15 protein-coding genes and 2 pseudogenes are annotated in these 13,600 nt (G+C 73.9%); 10 read left to right on the plus strand and 7 right to left on the minus strand.

The features are described 5' to 3' along the window. Positions 1-3: 3 nt before the first annotated feature. The 4 genes and pseudogenes from CUT44_RS30225 to CUT44_RS30240 form a co-directional block, all read left to right on the plus strand. A complete protein-coding gene (locus CUT44_RS30225) occupies positions 4-213 on the plus strand; it encodes a hypothetical protein (RefSeq protein WP_100205105.1) in 210 nt (69 codons plus the stop codon). Between the two features lie 126 nt (positions 214-339). Further along, complete coding sequence (locus tag CUT44_RS30230; protein WP_100205106.1) at positions 340-582, plus strand: type II toxin-antitoxin system Phd/YefM family antitoxin; 243 nt, start codon at positions 340-342, stop codon at positions 580-582. Then, the gene (locus tag CUT44_RS30235) at positions 582-956 is read left to right on the plus strand and encodes a type II toxin-antitoxin system VapC family toxin (protein ID WP_100205107.1); all 375 of its coding nucleotides are present in this window, start codon (positions 582-584) and stop codon (positions 954-956) included. The genes CUT44_RS30230 and CUT44_RS30235 overlap by 1 nt, the downstream gene beginning before the upstream one ends. A gap of 13 nt (positions 957-969) precedes the next feature. Next, a pseudogene (locus CUT44_RS30240) lies at positions 970-1,155 on the plus strand (M55 family metallopeptidase); the annotation flags it as partial. A gap of 61 nt (positions 1,156-1,216) precedes the next feature. Here CUT44_RS30240 and CUT44_RS30245 read toward each other — a convergent pair. Further along, positions 1,217-1,828 (minus strand): TetR family transcriptional regulator, encoded by a 612-nt coding sequence (locus CUT44_RS30245; protein ID WP_100205108.1) that lies wholly within the window; start codon positions 1,826-1,828, stop codon positions 1,217-1,219. Positions 1,829-1,928: 100 nt separating this feature from the next. Here CUT44_RS30245 and CUT44_RS30250 point away from each other — a divergent pair, with 100 nt between their 5' ends. Beyond that, entirely contained in the window at positions 1,929-2,909 is a 981-nt protein-coding gene (locus CUT44_RS30250) for an SDR family NAD(P)-dependent oxidoreductase (RefSeq protein ID WP_100205109.1), read from the plus strand. A 20-nt stretch (positions 2,910-2,929) separates the two neighbouring features. Here CUT44_RS30250 and CUT44_RS30255 read toward each other — a convergent pair. After that, positions 2,930-3,867 (minus strand): annotated as a pseudogene (locus CUT44_RS30255) (GlxA family transcriptional regulator). Between the two features lie 209 nt (positions 3,868-4,076). Between CUT44_RS30255 and CUT44_RS30260 the strand changes: the two are divergent. The 4 genes from CUT44_RS30260 (at position 4,077) to CUT44_RS30275 (ending at position 7,282) form a co-directional block, all read left to right on the plus strand. Further along, positions 4,077-4,778 (plus strand): DJ-1/PfpI family protein, encoded by a 702-nt coding sequence (locus CUT44_RS30260; RefSeq protein ID WP_100205110.1) that lies wholly within the window; start codon positions 4,077-4,079, stop codon positions 4,776-4,778. A gap of 51 nt (positions 4,779-4,829) precedes the next feature. Beyond that, positions 4,830-5,165, plus strand: a complete 336-nt coding sequence (locus CUT44_RS30265) for a hypothetical protein (protein ID WP_100205111.1) — start codon at positions 4,830-4,832, stop codon at positions 5,163-5,165. A gap of 28 nt (positions 5,166-5,193) precedes the next feature. Continuing rightward, on the plus strand, positions 5,194-6,306 hold the full coding sequence (locus CUT44_RS30270; protein ID WP_199185888.1) for a small ribosomal subunit Rsm22 family protein: 1,113 nt from the start codon (positions 5,194-5,196) through the stop codon (positions 6,304-6,306). A gap of 232 nt (positions 6,307-6,538) precedes the next feature. After that, a complete protein-coding gene (locus CUT44_RS30275) occupies positions 6,539-7,282 on the plus strand; it encodes a bifunctional DNA primase/polymerase (protein WP_100205112.1) in 744 nt (247 codons plus the stop codon). Between the two features lie 191 nt (positions 7,283-7,473). On the opposite strand, the gene CUT44_RS30280 is transcribed toward CUT44_RS30275, so the two are convergent. The 4 genes from CUT44_RS30280 to map all read right to left on the minus strand — a co-directional run bounded on the left by CUT44_RS30280 (position 7,474) and on the right by map (position 12,114). Then, complete coding sequence (locus tag CUT44_RS30280) at positions 7,474-8,460, minus strand: hypothetical protein (protein ID WP_233221764.1); 987 nt, start codon at positions 8,458-8,460, stop codon at positions 7,474-7,476. 163 nt (positions 8,461-8,623) lie between these two features. Continuing rightward, positions 8,624-10,273, minus strand: a complete 1,650-nt coding sequence (locus CUT44_RS30285) for a cellulase family glycosylhydrolase (RefSeq protein WP_100205113.1) — start codon at positions 10,271-10,273, stop codon at positions 8,624-8,626. 197 nt (positions 10,274-10,470) lie between these two features. Next, on the minus strand, positions 10,471-11,124 hold the full coding sequence (locus CUT44_RS30290; protein WP_100205304.1) for a biliverdin-producing heme oxygenase: 654 nt from the start codon (positions 11,122-11,124) through the stop codon (positions 10,471-10,473). A gap of 132 nt (positions 11,125-11,256) precedes the next feature. Continuing rightward, positions 11,257-12,114, minus strand: coding sequence for a type I methionyl aminopeptidase (map, locus tag CUT44_RS30295; protein WP_100205114.1), 858 nt, complete (start codon positions 12,112-12,114; stop codon positions 11,257-11,259). A gap of 52 nt (positions 12,115-12,166) precedes the next feature. Here map and CUT44_RS30300 point away from each other — a divergent pair, with 52 nt between their 5' ends. Next, a complete protein-coding gene (locus CUT44_RS30300) occupies positions 12,167-12,400 on the plus strand; it encodes a hypothetical protein (RefSeq protein WP_100205115.1) in 234 nt (77 codons plus the stop codon). A 240-nt stretch (positions 12,401-12,640) separates the two neighbouring features. On the opposite strand, the gene CUT44_RS30305 is transcribed toward CUT44_RS30300, so the two are convergent. Then, positions 12,641-13,381 (minus strand): TetR/AcrR family transcriptional regulator, encoded by a 741-nt coding sequence (locus tag CUT44_RS30305; protein ID WP_100205116.1) that lies wholly within the window; start codon positions 13,379-13,381, stop codon positions 12,641-12,643. Positions 13,382-13,600: the final 219 nt, after the last annotated feature.

Here is a 13,600-nt window from a genome sequence, read left to right on the forward strand (position 1 = left end):
ATCATGGGAACGCACCACGACCCGCCGGGAGCCGCGGGTGAGGAGCCGCCGGTCCCGTCCCGGCGGGCCCGCTGCCGCCGGGCGGCACGCGGCTGGGCCCGGTGGGCCGCCCGGCGCCGGAACGTCGCGGCCGACCAGTTCCTGCGCGGCGCCTGTTACGGCGCGGGCGCCACCGCGGTGAGTCTGCTGACCGTATGGGCGCAAACCCGCTGAACGGCCCCGCGGGCCGTCCCGCCGCCCCGGTGCAGGCCCGGGGCCCGGCGCCGCGCCCGGGGAAGGCGGACAGCGGGACGCCCGGGCTGAGGTTGGTCCACCCGACGACCGTATTGCGAGGCAGCCGTGGAAGCAGCCCACCAGTACAACGTGCACGAGGCCAAGACGTACTTCTCCCGGATCCTGGAGGAGGTCGCCACGGGCGAGGAGGTCGTCATCAGCAAGGCGGGGGAGCCGGTGGCCAGGGTGGTGCCCTTCCGGCCCAAGGTGAGGCGGACCGGCCGGGGTTCGCTCCGGGGCCGCATCCACATCCCGGACGACTTCGACGAGCTGCCCGACGACATCACCGACACCTTCGGGACGCGCTGATGCGGCTCCTGCTCGACACCCACGTGCTCCTGTGGTGGCTGGACGACTCCCCGGAGCTGTCCGAGGAGATCAAGGAGCTGCTCGACACCGAGCCCGCCGTCCACGTCAGCGCCGTGACACCGTGGGAGATCGCGGTCAAGCAGTCCCTCGGAAAGCTCAAAGGGCCGGAGGACCTGGCCGAGCGGGTGCGAGACTGCCAGTTCACCGGTCTGCCCGTCACCGCCGGACACGGCGTGCGGGCGGGCAGGCTGCCGGAGATCCACCGGGACCCGTTCGACCGGATACTGGTGGCCCAGGCGCAGATCGAGGGCATGTCCCTGGTGACCAGGGACAGATGGATCCCGCAGTACGACGTGCCGGTGATGCCCGTCTGACGGACGGTGCCCACTCGCCGGGCCGCTGGACGTCGAGATCGACCTCTCCGCGCCGTACATGGTGGACCTGGCCGCACTCGTGCCGGGCGTGTCACGTGCCGCGGGCGGCCGTACGGTCGCCTTCGCCGCCGCCGACTTCGCCGAGGCGTACCGGCTGGTCCTGCTGCTCGTACAGCTCGCCGCGCTCGGACCGGGGTGAGCCCGGTGCCGGTGGCGGACGGCCCGCGCCGCGCCGCGCCGGGCCCCGGTGCCGCAGGGCGTCACGGTGCCGGCCGCGCCGGGGCTGCGGGCTCGGATTCGGGTTCGGGGGCGAAGGCGCGGCGCACGGTCCGGGCGAGGGCGCGGCGCCGGCCCTCGTGCTCGCTCTCGGGCTCGTCCGGGGCGGCGGTGTGGATCAGGCCGGCCGGTGACCAGGTCAGTGCCATCGCCGTGACGATCGAGAGTACGTCGGCCGGGGCGAGGGACGGATCGATGTGCCCGGCGCGCTGCGCCGCGGCGATCGCCCCCAGTTTGTGCGCGCTCCGGGCGTCCGTGCCGCTCACCAGGGGGCCGGTGGGCACGCGCTCCAGGCGTGCCCAGGCGGCCAGCCGGACCAGCTCGGGGCGGGCCAGGCAGGCGTCGTAGAGGCGGGTGGCGTAGCCGGGGAGGTCCTCGGCCGTCATGGGCACGGCGTGGACGATCTGCTCGACGTGGTCCTCGAAGACCGCGTCGAAGAGACCGTCCTTGTTGCCGTAGTAGGCGTACATCTGTGCCTTGTTCACCCGGGCGTCGGCCGAGATCCGGTCGACGCGGGCCCCGGCGATCCCATGGGCGGCGAACTCGGCGGCGGCCGCGTCGAGCAGGCGGCGGCGGGTGGCCTGTGCGTCCCTCATTCCTCCAGGGTAACTAACCAGTTTGTTTGACCGGAGGCCGGGAGTGCCCTACGGTCGAAGAGAAGTAACCAACTAGTTTGTTTCCTCTTGGAGGTCAGCCATGTCCGTCTCCCCCTCCCCGATCACCACGGCCTTCACCGCCCAGAGCACCGCGGACGAGGTGGTGGCGGGTGTCGATCTCTCCGGTACCCGCGCCGTCGTCACCGGCGCCGCCTCGGGCATCGGCGTCGAGACCGCCCGCTCGCTGGCCCGCGCCGGAGCCGAGGTCACCCTGGCGGTGCGCGACACGGCGGCCGGCGCGCGGGTCGCGCGGGACCTGACCGCGACGACCGGCAACGACGACATCCGGGTCGCGCACCTCGACCTGGCCGACCGGAGCTCGGTCGGCCGCTTCCTGGCCGACTGGAACGGCCCCCTCCACCTGCTGGTCAACAACGCGGGCATCATGGCCACCCCGGAGACGCGCACCGCCGAGGGCTGGGAGCTGCAGTTCGCCACCAACCACCTCGGCCACTTCGCCCTGGCCCTCGGACTGCACGCCGCGCTCGCCGCCGGCGCCGCCGAGCGCGGCGGCTCGCGCGTCGTGGCACTCAGCTCCGCCGGGCACATGTACTCGCCGGTGCACTTCGACGACCTCCACTTCCACCGGCGGCCCTACGACCCGATGCTCGCCTACGGGCGGTCCAAGACGGCCGTCGTCCTGTTCGCGGTCGAGGCCACCCGGCGGTGGGCCGATGACGGGATCACCGCCAACGCCGTCAATCCCGGGGGGATCTCCACCGGACTCCAGCGGCACTTCCCGCGGGAACTGCGCGAGGAGTTCGCCCGGCACGAGGCGGCGGGGGTCTTCAGGTACAAGACCGTGCGGCAGGGCGCGGCCACGACCCTGGTCGCCGCGGTGGCACCGGAGTTCGCGAACACCGGCGGGCACTACCTCGACGACGCGCGCGAGGCGTACACCGTGCCCGACGACGCCGACCCCGCCGAGCACCCGCACGCCGTCAAGCGGTGGGCGCTCGACCCCGCGGCGGCCGAGCGGCTGTGGTCCGTCTCGGCCGAACTGCTGCGCGCTGCGGCCTGACCCGTCCGGGGAGTGCCGCGTCAGCCGAAGGCGCGGCGGTAGGCGTGCGGGCTGACACCGGTGACGCGCCTGAAGCGGTCCCGGAAGGCGGTGGGGGAGCCGAAGCCCACCTGGGCGCCGATGCGTTCGATGGGCTGCCGGGTGGTCTCCAGCAGGTGCTGGGCCCGGCGGACGCGGGCGCGGTGGAGCCACTGGAGCGGTGTGGTGCCGGTCTGCTCGCGGAAGCGGCGGATCAGGGTCCGGGTGCTGACCCCGGCGTGGGCGGCGATGTCGGCGAGGGAGAGGTCGGCGTCCAGGTTGTCCTCCAGCCAGCCGAGCAGGGGTTCGAGGACGGAGCCCCGGGGGCGGGCGGGTGGTCGTGGACGATGAACTGGGCCTGTCCGCCCTCGCGTTCCAGGGGCATGACGGACAGCCGGGCGGCGTCGGCGGCGACGGCCGAACCGTAGTCGCGGCGGATCAGGTGCAGGCACAGGTCCAGGCCCGCGGCGGCACCGGCCGAGGTGAGGAACTGCCCGTTGTCGACGTACAGGACGTCCGGGTCGACCTCGACGTCCGGGTGGGCGGCGGCCAGCAGACCGGCCGCGTTCCAGTGGGTGGTGGCCCGCAGACCGTCCAGGAGCCCGGTGGTGGCCAGGACGAAGGTGCCCGAGCAGATGGAGGCGATGCGGGTGCCCTCCCCGGCGGCCGTCCGCAGCGCGTGGCGGACGGCGGGAGCGAGCGGGGCCGTGGGGGCGGTGGTGCCGGGCACGATGATCGTGTCCGCGCCCCCGAGCCCTTCCAGCCCCCAGGGCGCGCGCAGGGAGAAGGCGCCCGCGTCGGTCTCCGGACGCTCCGCGCACACGCGGATCCGGTAGCCGGGACGGCCGTCCGGCAGCCGGGTACGGCCGAAGACCTCGAGCGGGGTGGAGAGGTCGAAGGGGATCACCCGGTCCAGTGCGAGGACGGCGACGGTGTGCATGGCCGGAAGATACCCGCCCGCGGGACACCCGTACGAGTCCCGGCACCTCGGTAACCCCGCTTCGACCAGCCCGGAAACGTGGCGTGGGGCTCGTGGCACTATCTCGTTGGAAGGTGTCGCCAATGCCACTGGGAGCGGGAACGGCAGCCGCCTAGCGTCGGGAGCGATCCCGGCGCGGACCGGGCCCGCCGTATCCGGAGGAAGCCGCCATGCACGCCCAGATCGTCCTGTTCGACGGTTTCGACCCGCTCGACGCCATCGCCCCCTACGAGGTGCTGTACGCCGGCGGCACCGCCTCCGGCGGTGCGGTGAGCGTGGAACTGGTCTCCGCCGAGGGGCCGCGCGAGGTGGTCAGCGGCACCGGGGGCCTGGCGCTGCGCGCCACCGCCGCGCTCGACCCCGGGCGCGCGGACCTGGTCGTGGTGCCCGGTGCCTCGGGCCGTGTCGGTGAGCCCGGCGAGGTCCCCGACCGCGACCACGGCCAGGACGCGGACGCCGGGGAGTGGCGGCAGGACGAGTTCATCCCCGTCCTGCTGGGCCGCACCCTGACCACCGGGCTGCCCGGGCTGCTGGCGGCGGCGATGGAGAACCCGCGGGTGACGGTCGGCACGGTGTGCGGCGGCTCGCTCGTCCTGGCCATGGCCGGGCTGCTGGAGGGCCGTCATGCCACCACCCACCACCTCGGCCTGGACATGCTCGACGCCACCGGCGTCCACGCGGTGAAGGCCCGCATCGTCGACGACGGCGACCTCGTCACCGCCGGCAGCGTCACCTCCGGACTCGACCTCGGCCTCTATCTGCTGGAGCGCGAGGCGGGTCCCCGGATCGCGCACGCCGTCGAGGAACTGTTCGCCCACGAGCGCCGCGGCACCGTCTGGCGCCGGCAGGGCCCGGTGCCCGCCGGCTTCTGAGCACGCACACCCGCACCCGCCCCGCACCGCGCCGTCGGAAAGAGCAGCAGCATGCCCGTCGAAGGCACCTGGGACCTGTCCATCGCCACCCCCGTCGGCAGGATCAGGGCCGTGGTCGAACTCCTGCGCCGGGACGGCGCCCTGACCGGGACCGCCCACGGGGCGGGAGAGGAGGTCCCCCTCGACGATGTCGTCCTCGACGGCGACCGGCTCACCTGGAAGCAGGCCGTCACCAGGCCCCTGCGGCTGAACCTGGCCTTCGCGGTGACGGTCACCGGCGACACCCTGACCGGTGCCGCCCGGGCCGGACGCCTGCCGGCCTCGCAGGTCACCGGACGGCGCCGCACCGTCCGGGCGGCCGGCGGGGCCACGGAGCACCGGCCGTAGGGGGCGCCGGTCCGCCTACACTTTCCGGGTGCCCGACCCCCGTACCGCCCTCCGCCCCGCCGCCCGTACCGCCTCCCGCCGCACCGACGAGGAGCTGCGCGCCGCGCTCGCCGGCCTGCTGGACGGCCTGCCGCCGCGGCAGGCGGCCGGGGCCGTCGAGCGGCTGATCGGCAGCTACCGGGGGAAGGTCCCCACCCACGCGCCCGTCCTGCGGGACCGGGCGGACGTCGCCGCCTACGCCGCCTACCGGATGCCCGCCACCTTCGGCGCGGTCCGCGCCGCGCTGGCGGCGCTCGCCGACCGGGCGCCGGGCCTGGCCCCGGACACCCACCTGGACGTGGGCGGCGGTACGGGCGCGGCCGTCTGGGCGGCCGCCGCCGTCCTCGGCGACGGCGGCGGTGACGGCAGGGGGAGCGGTGGCCGCGCCCGGGAGACCACCGTCGTGGACTGGGCCGAGCCCGCCCTCGCGGTGGGCCGGGAGCTGGCCGCGGCCTCCGGCTCGGCCGCGCTGCGCGGCGCGCGGTGGCGGCGCGAGCGGATCGGAGTGGGCACCCGGCTGCCGGAGGCCGGCCTGGTCACCGTCTCCTACGTCCTCAACGAGCTGGCCGAGGACGACCGCCGGGCCCTGGTGGAGGCCGCCGCGGCGGCGGCCCGGGACGCCGTGGTCGTCGTCGAGCCGGGCACCCCGGACGGCTACCGGCGGATCATCGAGGCGCGCGGGCGGCTGATCGACGCCGGGCTGCGCGTCCTGGCGCCCTGCCCGCACAGCGCCGCGTGCCCCATGGAGCCGGCCGCGGACTGGTGCCACTTCGCCGCCCGGATCAGCCGCTCCTCCCTCCACCGGCAGGTCAAGGGCGGCTCGCTGGCGTACGAGGACGAGAAGTTCTCCTATGTCGCCGCCGTCCGGCCCGGCACGGACGGTGCGCCCGCCGGGGCGCGGATCGTGCGGAAACCGCAGATCCGCAAGGGACAGGTGCTGCTGGAGCTGTGTGCCGGACCGGACCCGGAAAGAGGCGGGCTGCGGCGCGAGACCGTCACCAAGCGGCAGGGCGCGGGCTACCGGGCCGCCCGGGACGCCGCCTGGGGCGACGCCTGGGACGGCGCCGGGGGCGATGCACGGGACGGCGCCGGGGAACGGTGAACGGGACGGCCGTCGTCCGGCCGGAGCGGCCCCGGTGACACCGGGGTGACACACGCGACCACCCCCGGCCACCCGCCCACGGCACCGGAGGATGCAGGATGGAAGGGTGACATCCGAGTTCCCTGGAACGAGTTATCCGGAATCCGCCCGGCCGCGGGCGCCCCGTTCCGTACTCTCGGAGTCACCTCGGACACCAACGGTTCCCGGTTGCGAGTGAGGCGGTAGGCGGTAGATGGAAAGCGAAAGCAGGTTCTCCCGGTGGCTGCGCCGACGCTCCCGCGACGACGCGCGGACGAGCGCCGCGCAGGAAGCGGCCCGCCACCGCGAGGATCTGCTGCTGAACGCCGCCGCCGCGGGGTTCCCGCTGGCGCCCGCCGCGCACCCCGAGGGCTACGGCTGCTCCTGCGACCGTATCGGCTGCCCCACGCCGGGCCGCCATCCCGTCTCCTTCGCCTGGCAGACGGAGGCCACCACCGACCCCGAGCGGATCGCCCGGTGGGCCGCCGGCCGGCCGCTGGCGAACTTCGTCACCGCCACCGGCCGCGCCCACGACGTGCTGGACGTGCCGCTGGACGCGGGACGGGCCGCGCTGGAGCGGCTGGAGGCCGAGGGCGTCGAGGTCGGTCCGGTGGCGGTGTGCGGGGAGGAGCCGTGGTCGGGCCGGATGATGTTCTTCACCGCCACCCGCGGCACCCCGGACGACGAGGACGAGTGGTGGCCCTGCGAGCTGGACTGCCACCCCGAGACCCTGGACGAGCACCCAGGGCTGCGCTGGCACTGCCGCGGCAGCTACGTCCTCGTACCGCCCGCACGGCTGCCCGGCGACGACTCCGGCGCCCCCTCGGTCGGCTGGCTGCGCGCCCCCGAGCGCCCGCTGCCCGACCCGCTGACGCTGCTGGAGGCCCTGACGGACGCCTGCGCGGCCCACGCGGAGGAGGAGCCGGGTCACGACCCGGCGGCCTGGCCGGTGCGCTAGCCGCTCCGCACGCGGTCCCACCGGCTCACGGCGGCCCCGTGCCAAGCAGGGCGAGGCAGGGGCCGGTCAGAGCGATTCCCGGGGCCGTGACCGCCGCGTTCGGACAGTACGGGGACGAGGGCCGGACCGCCCGCCGTCCCGAGGGCTGTCCACCTCCGCCTCCGCCTCCGCGTACGGCCCCGTCCCGCCGGTCAGCCGCCCTTGAGGGCCGTCACGCCCTGGAGCCGGTAGACCACCGTCACCGCCGGGTCGGCGGCGTCGGCGGCAGGGACGGACGCCGCCTGGACGGCGACCCGGACATAGGTCACCGACTGCTCGGGCTCGCCCTCCAGCAGCGCCCGCAGCAGCGGGTCCTTCACCTGGGGCTCGAAGCCCTCGGCGACGGTCTGCTTCATCTGGTGGTGGGAGGTGAAGAAGACCAGCGCCCCGCCGTCCTCGGTGCGCAGCCCCACCGGGGCGAACCGGGCGTCCTCGGCGGGCAGGTCGGCCCACTCGGTACGGGCGCCGGGGGAGTCGGAGGTCTTCTTCCGCTCCTCGCGCAGTCCGCTGGTCAGCGGGCCCGCCGCGAAGGTGTCACCGCCCTCGCGCAGGTAGTCGGTGTAGCCGCGGCTGAGGTCCCGCGGTGCGACGGCCAGCTTCGCGGTCTCGCCGGTGGGGACCTCCTCGACGTACTCCTCGCCGTCCTCGGCGAAGTCCGGCACCGCCGCCTCGTTCAGCACCGCCAGGTACGACACCTTCCAGTCCTCGTCGATGCCGCCCCGGGTGAAGACGAGCAGCCAGCGCTTGCCGGGGCTGCGGTTGCTGGCGGTGTCCGCGACGAAGAACTTGGGCCAGCCCGCCTGCCGCGGTATCAGGAAGCGGGAGTCGGTCAGCTCCAGCGGCTCGTGGCCGGGGTCGCCGTCGGGGTCGACGGTGCGCCGGGCCCGCAGTCCGGCCTGGTCGATGGCGCCCAGCGCGCCCGTCTCGATGGTGGCGTTGAGCTCGGCGTCGTGGGTGCGGTTGGCCTCGTTGTTGGTCTCGGTGAAGTGGTCGAGGACCTTCTCCGCCCCGGCCTCGGTGGTCGCCGGTACGACGGCCTCCTCGCCGTGCACCGTGATGCAGCCCGGCGCTCCCGCCAGTACCGCCGCCACCGTCGCCAGCGCCACCGCGGCCCGCCGGCCGCGCGCCTTCGTCCGCACTTCTCCTCGACCCCTCCCGGACGGTTCGTCGGAGCGAACCCTACCGCTGCCCTGAACCCTCCGGACGCCGGTGCCCGTCCGTGCGCGCGGCCCGTGCCCGCCGGTCCCGGTGGACCGGCGGGCACGGCGGTCGTCCCCGCGGCGTGTTTCCGGAGCCCGGCCGTCAGGAGGCCGAGCAGGTGCCGCCGTTGAGCGTGAAGTCGGCGGGGCTGCCGTTGCTGCCGTTCCGGGTGCCGGTGAAGCCGATGGTCACCTGCGAGCCCGGGGCGATGTCCGCGGTGTACGGGGCGGGCCGGACGGTGACCGCGCCGCCGCTCTGGCTCGCGGTGCCGCCCCACATGCTGGTGACGGTCTGGCCGTCCGCGAACCGCCAGCCCAGCGTCCAGTCCCCGATCGGGGCGGTGCCGGTGTTGCGGACGGTGACCTTGCCCTGGAAGCCGCCCGACCACTCGCCGACGATCTCGTAGCCGACGGAGCAGACGACCCCCTGGCCGCCGTCCTCGCGGGTGGTGACGGTGACGGTGGCCGACCGCTCGGAGCGGTTGCCCGCCGCGTCCCGCGCGTACACGGCGAAGGTGTGGGAGGTGGCGGGGCTCAGCCCGGTGAGGGCGGCGGAGTTGTCCGAGGTGGTCCGTACGGTGGTTTCGGACGTGCCGTCCACGCGTACGACCTCGTACCCGGTCACCCGTGTGTCGTCCGTGGCGGCGGCCCAGGACAGGGTGACACCGGTGGCGGTCACTCCGGAGGCGGCCGGGGCGCCGGGGCGGGACGGGGCAGTGGTGTCGTCCTCGCCCGGGCCGCCGTAGACGGTGGCCTCCTCGGCGGTCTCGGCGATGCCGTCCGGGCCGTCGAACAGGCGCTCGCCCCAGGAGGTCATGGCGTTCGGGTCGAAGTTCTCGACCATGTCGAGGTACTCGACGCCGCCGCCGTTGCCGCTCCAGGACCAGCCCAGATAGCCCAGACCGAGCCGCTCGGCGGTGGCCAGGATGGCGTCCTCGTCCGGGTTGCCGTCGGAGTGGTCGTGCCCGAACTCGCCCACCAGGATGGGCAGTCCGGCACTGACGAAGGAGTTCAGGTAGTCCTGGACCCTGGCCGCGGTGTTGTAGACCCCGTACATGTGGATCGAGAACATGGTGTTCCGGTCGGGGTCGGCCTCGAACACCGAGGCGGCGTCGGCACGCATGGTGCCCGACCAGTCCTGGCCCCAGTTGGGCGCGTCCACCATCAGGGTGTGGTCGAAGCCGGCGTCGCGCAGCTTCCGCACGGCCGCGCCGGTGTCGGACGCCCAGCGCTCGTAGCCGTTGTTGCCGTGCGGCTCGTTGCCGATGTTGACGATGACGTAGTCCTCCTGGCCCTCCAGGGCGCTCCGGACACTGATCCAGTACTCGGCCGCGCGGTCCAGGGTGACCGCCCCCTCCTGCTCGCCGTAGCCGGTGGTGTCGTGCACCTCCAGCACGCAGATGAGGCGGTTGGCCTTGCACTCGGAGACGACGTTCGCCACGTCGGACGCGTCGTTGCGGGTCCAGCGGTCGCCGCTGCTGAGGACGACGCGGACGGTGTTGGCGCCCTTGGCCTTGATGTGCGACAGGGAGTCGAGTTCGTTCGTGAACCAGGTGTGGGCGTGGTTGACGCCCCGCATCACGAAGTCGTTCCCGTCGGCCTCCAGCAGACGGCCGTCCTCGACGCGCAGGCCGGGAGCATCGGCGGTGTCCCGCGGGGCGGCGGAGGCGGCGGGGCCCGGGCCGAACAGGGAGAGCGCCAGACCGAGGGCTAATCCTCCGGCGGCGGTCGTACGGGCGGTGCGTGATCTCATGGGGCACTCCAGTAAGCCGGTGCATGACAATGATGCTCTGACAACGATGTCCTCCAGTGCCGGGCTTCCCCGGGGCTGATGGACGGGGATGGATTGGGAGCGCTCCCAATGAACAGCCGCCGCCGCGTCGCGTCAAGGGGTGGGGCGCGGATCGCTCCCCGCGCCGCTCCGTTCGACCGTCGTCCGGCGGCGTCCGGTCACGCGCGGCGCGGGAACTCCTCGCCCAGCTCCCGGAAGACGGCGGTGTTCAGGGCGAAGGCGTGCCGGCACTCCTCGGTGATGCGCCGCTTCTCCGCTTCGCCCACCGGGATCGCGTCCAGCCGTGCCCGGTACTCGCGCTTGAAGGCGGCCGGGTTGGCGATTTCCTCGAACGTGTAGAAGCGCACACCGTCGCCCCCGCGCGCGAATCCCCAGGTCTTCTCGGCGGTGCCGCGGATGACCTGGCCGCCGGAGAGGTCGCCGAGGTAGCGGGTGTAGTGGTGGGCGACGTACCCGCCCGGCCACTCCCGGAGCACCCGGGTTATCCGCCCGGCGTACGCGGCCGTGGCGGGCAGGGGGGCCAGCGCCCCGCGCCAGCCGGCCCGCCCGCCGTGCAGGTGCGCCAGATCTCTCTCCAGCGCCTCGGTGCGGGCCAGTCCGGGCCGGAGGAACGGCCCCGCCACCGGATCGTCCGCGAGTCGGCCGGCCCCGTCCTCCAGGGCGCGGTACACGAACCAGAGCTGCTCCGTGTAGCGCCTGTACGCCTCCAGCCCCAGCCTGCCGCCCAGCAGGTCGCCCACGAAGGCGGAGGTCTCCGCCTCCGTGTGCCGCTCCTGGGAGGCGGTGCGGATGAGTGTGGAGAACGGGACCATGGCGGGCGCGACCACTGGGGACCTCCGGAACCGCAGGACACGGGAGACGCCGACCGGGTGGCGACGCCGCGCCATGATCCTCTCCGGTTAGGTAAGCCTAAGTCAACGCCATGCCGACATCCTGTCGGAAAACTACGGCAGGGTCAGGATCTCCGCTCCCGAGTCGGTCACCACCAGGGTGTGCTCGAACTGCGCCGTCCGCTTCCGGTCCCGGGTGACGACCGTCCAGCCGTCCTGCCACATCTCCCACTCATGGGTGCCCAGCGTCAGCATCGGCTCGATGGTGAACGTCATGCCCGGCCTCATCACGGTGGTCGCGCGCGGGTCGTCGTAGTGGGGGATGATCAGCCCCGAGTGGAACGAGGTGTTGATGCCGTGCCCGGTGAAGTCGCGGACCACTCCGTAGCCGAAGCGCTTGGCGTACGACTCGATGACCCGGCCGATGACGTTGATCTGGCGGCCTGGCCGGACCGCCTTGACCGCCCGGTTCAGCGACTCGCGCGTCCGCTCCACCAGCAGCCGCGACTCCTCGTCCACCTCGCCGCACAGGTAGGTGGCGTTGGTGTCGCCGTGCACGCCGCCGAGGTAGGCGGTCACGTCCAGGTTCACGATGTCACCGTCGCGCAGGACGGTGGAGTCGGGGATGCCGTGGCAGATGACCTCGTTGACCGAGGTGCACAGCGACTTGGGGAACTTCCGGTACCCCAGGGTCGAGGGGTACGCACCGTGGTCGCACAGGTATTCGTGCGCCACCTCGTCCAGCTTGTCGGTGGTCACCCCGGGCGCGATGTGCTCGGCCGCCGCCGCCAGGGCGCGGGCGGCGACGCCGCCGGCGATCCGCATCCGCTCGACGGTCTCGGCGTCCTGCACCTCCGGCCCGGTGTAGGGCGCAGGGGCGTCCTTGCCGACGTACTCCGGTCGGGGGATGGCGGCGGGCACGGTACGCCTCGGGGAGAGCGTGCCCGGAACAAGAAGTGACTGGCCAGACATGTGCGCGAGTCTAACGGTGATAGCGGGCGCCGCTGCGGGGCAGCATGAGGGCATGGCACTCTTCAAGCGCAGGAAGACCGGCAGGCCCGGCGAGTGGTTCTACTGCCTGGAGCACCGCAAGGTCGAGGAGGGCCCGGAGTGTCCGGCCAAGGACCGCATGGGGCCGTACGCCTCCCGCGCGGACGCCGAGCGCGCGATGGAGACCGCCCGCGAGCGGAACGCCGAGTGGGAGAACGACCCCCGCTGGTCCGAGCCGTCCGCACCGCGCGGGGACGACACGCCGTAGTACGCGGCGGGCCCGGGACTGCCACAGGCATGACGGCGGTGCACCCGGCGACGGCGGGGAGGGGACGGGGAGGGGCGGCCGTTCCGGACACTCAAGTGCGATTTGCGGCCAATGAGCGGGCGAGGAAACGTGGGACGGCAACGGCCGCAAATCGTACCGTCCGGAATGGTCGCCCCGGATCGGCCCCGACCCCAGCACCCACCCAACCCGCACCCGCACCCCACCACGCACCCACGCCCCTCACCCCTCGGAACGGGCGATCCTGTCCAGCAACTCGGCGAGCAGGGCCGCCTCGCCGGGGCTGAGGACGTCAAGGCGGGACACGGCGGTCCGGAGCGCGACGGCGTGGCTGACCGGCGAGGTGTCCCCGCCCCCGCCCCCCGTCCCGGAAGCACCCCCGCCGTCGGTGGTCACCGCGGCGAGGACGGCCTCCCGGGTGAGCCGGGCCACGTCCGGATCGCGTTCCTCGGGGGCGGCGGAGAGCAGGGTCAGGGTGACCCCGCACCCCGCGGAGTGGATCATGTGGGCCGCCCGCTCCACCCCGAGGCGGAGCCGCCCGGCCTCGGCCACGCGCTCGACAAGGCCCAGCAGTACCGCGTCGGCCTTCCGGGCGGCGGGGGAGCGCTCACCCGGCCGGGGATCGCCGTACATCAGGGTGTAGAGCGCGGGATGGGCCAGCCCGAAGCCGATGTGCAGGTCCCAGCCCCGGCGGAGGTCGTCCACCGGGTCGGGCAGCCGCTCCCGGGCGGTCTTGGCCCGCAGGTAGTCCGCCATGCCGTGCTCGGCCACCGCGTCGAGCAGTCCCCGCATGTCCCCGAACAGCCGGTAGATGGCGGGCGGCTGCACTCCGGCGGCGGCGCTGACCGCCCTGGTGGAGACCGCGTCGCGTCCGCCCTCCTCCAGGAGTGACACCGCGGCCCGCACGATCCGCTCCCCGGTGGGGATCTTGGTCTCGACTCCGGGCTCACTGTTCTCGCTCATGAGTATCGATGGTATCCGACGTCGGATAGCGCCTTGACCTTCCAGTGATACCGTGCTTGCATTATCGATGTTAGCGCCGGTGGGGCCGCCTCCCCGTACGGGCCTCCGGTGCCGCATGCCCACTCCGTCCCCCAGCACCCGCCCCGTGTGTGCCGGTGCGTCATGCACCGGCACACACGGGACCACGGACCACGGACCACCAGGAGGAGACCCGTGCCG

Source organism: Streptomyces carminius, from assembly GCF_002794255.1.
Classification (GTDB): Bacteria; Actinomycetota; Actinomycetes; order Streptomycetales; family Streptomycetaceae; genus Streptomyces; species Streptomyces carminius.

Bases quoted from the DNA above. Each gene is read 5' to 3' on its own strand.
- CUT44_RS30260 (WP_100205110.1), top strand. From the start codon at position 4,077: ATGCACGCCCAGATCGTCCTGTTCGACGGTTTCGACCCGCTCGACGCC.
- CUT44_RS30265 (WP_100205111.1), top strand. From the start codon at position 4,830: ATGCCCGTCGAAGGCACCTGGGACCTGTCCATCGCCACCCCCGTCGGC.
- CUT44_RS30285 (WP_100205113.1), bottom strand. From the start codon at position 10,273: ATGAGATCACGCACCGCCCGTACGACCGCCGCCGGAGGATTAGCCCTC.
- CUT44_RS30300 (WP_100205115.1), top strand. From the start codon at position 12,167: ATGGCACTCTTCAAGCGCAGGAAGACCGGCAGGCCCGGCGAGTGGTTC.
- map (WP_100205114.1), bottom strand. From the start codon at position 12,114: ATGTCTGGCCAGTCACTTCTTGTTCCGGGCACGCTCTCCCCGAGGCGT.
- CUT44_RS30290 (WP_100205304.1), bottom strand. From the start codon at position 11,124: ATGGTCCCGTTCTCCACACTCATCCGCACCGCCTCCCAGGAGCGGCAC.
- CUT44_RS30305 (WP_100205116.1), bottom strand. From the start codon at position 13,381: ATGAGCGAGAACAGTGAGCCCGGAGTCGAGACCAAGATCCCCACCGGG.
- CUT44_RS30245 (WP_100205108.1), bottom strand. From the start codon at position 1,828: ATGAGGGACGCACAGGCCACCCGCCGCCGCCTGCTCGACGCGGCCGCC.
- CUT44_RS30275 (WP_100205112.1), top strand. From the start codon at position 6,539: ATGGAAAGCGAAAGCAGGTTCTCCCGGTGGCTGCGCCGACGCTCCCGC.
- CUT44_RS30235 (WP_100205107.1), top strand. From the start codon at position 582: ATGCGGCTCCTGCTCGACACCCACGTGCTCCTGTGGTGGCTGGACGAC.
- CUT44_RS30250 (WP_100205109.1), top strand. From the start codon at position 1,929: ATGTCCGTCTCCCCCTCCCCGATCACCACGGCCTTCACCGCCCAGAGC.
- CUT44_RS30225 (WP_100205105.1), top strand. From the start codon at position 4: ATGGGAACGCACCACGACCCGCCGGGAGCCGCGGGTGAGGAGCCGCCG.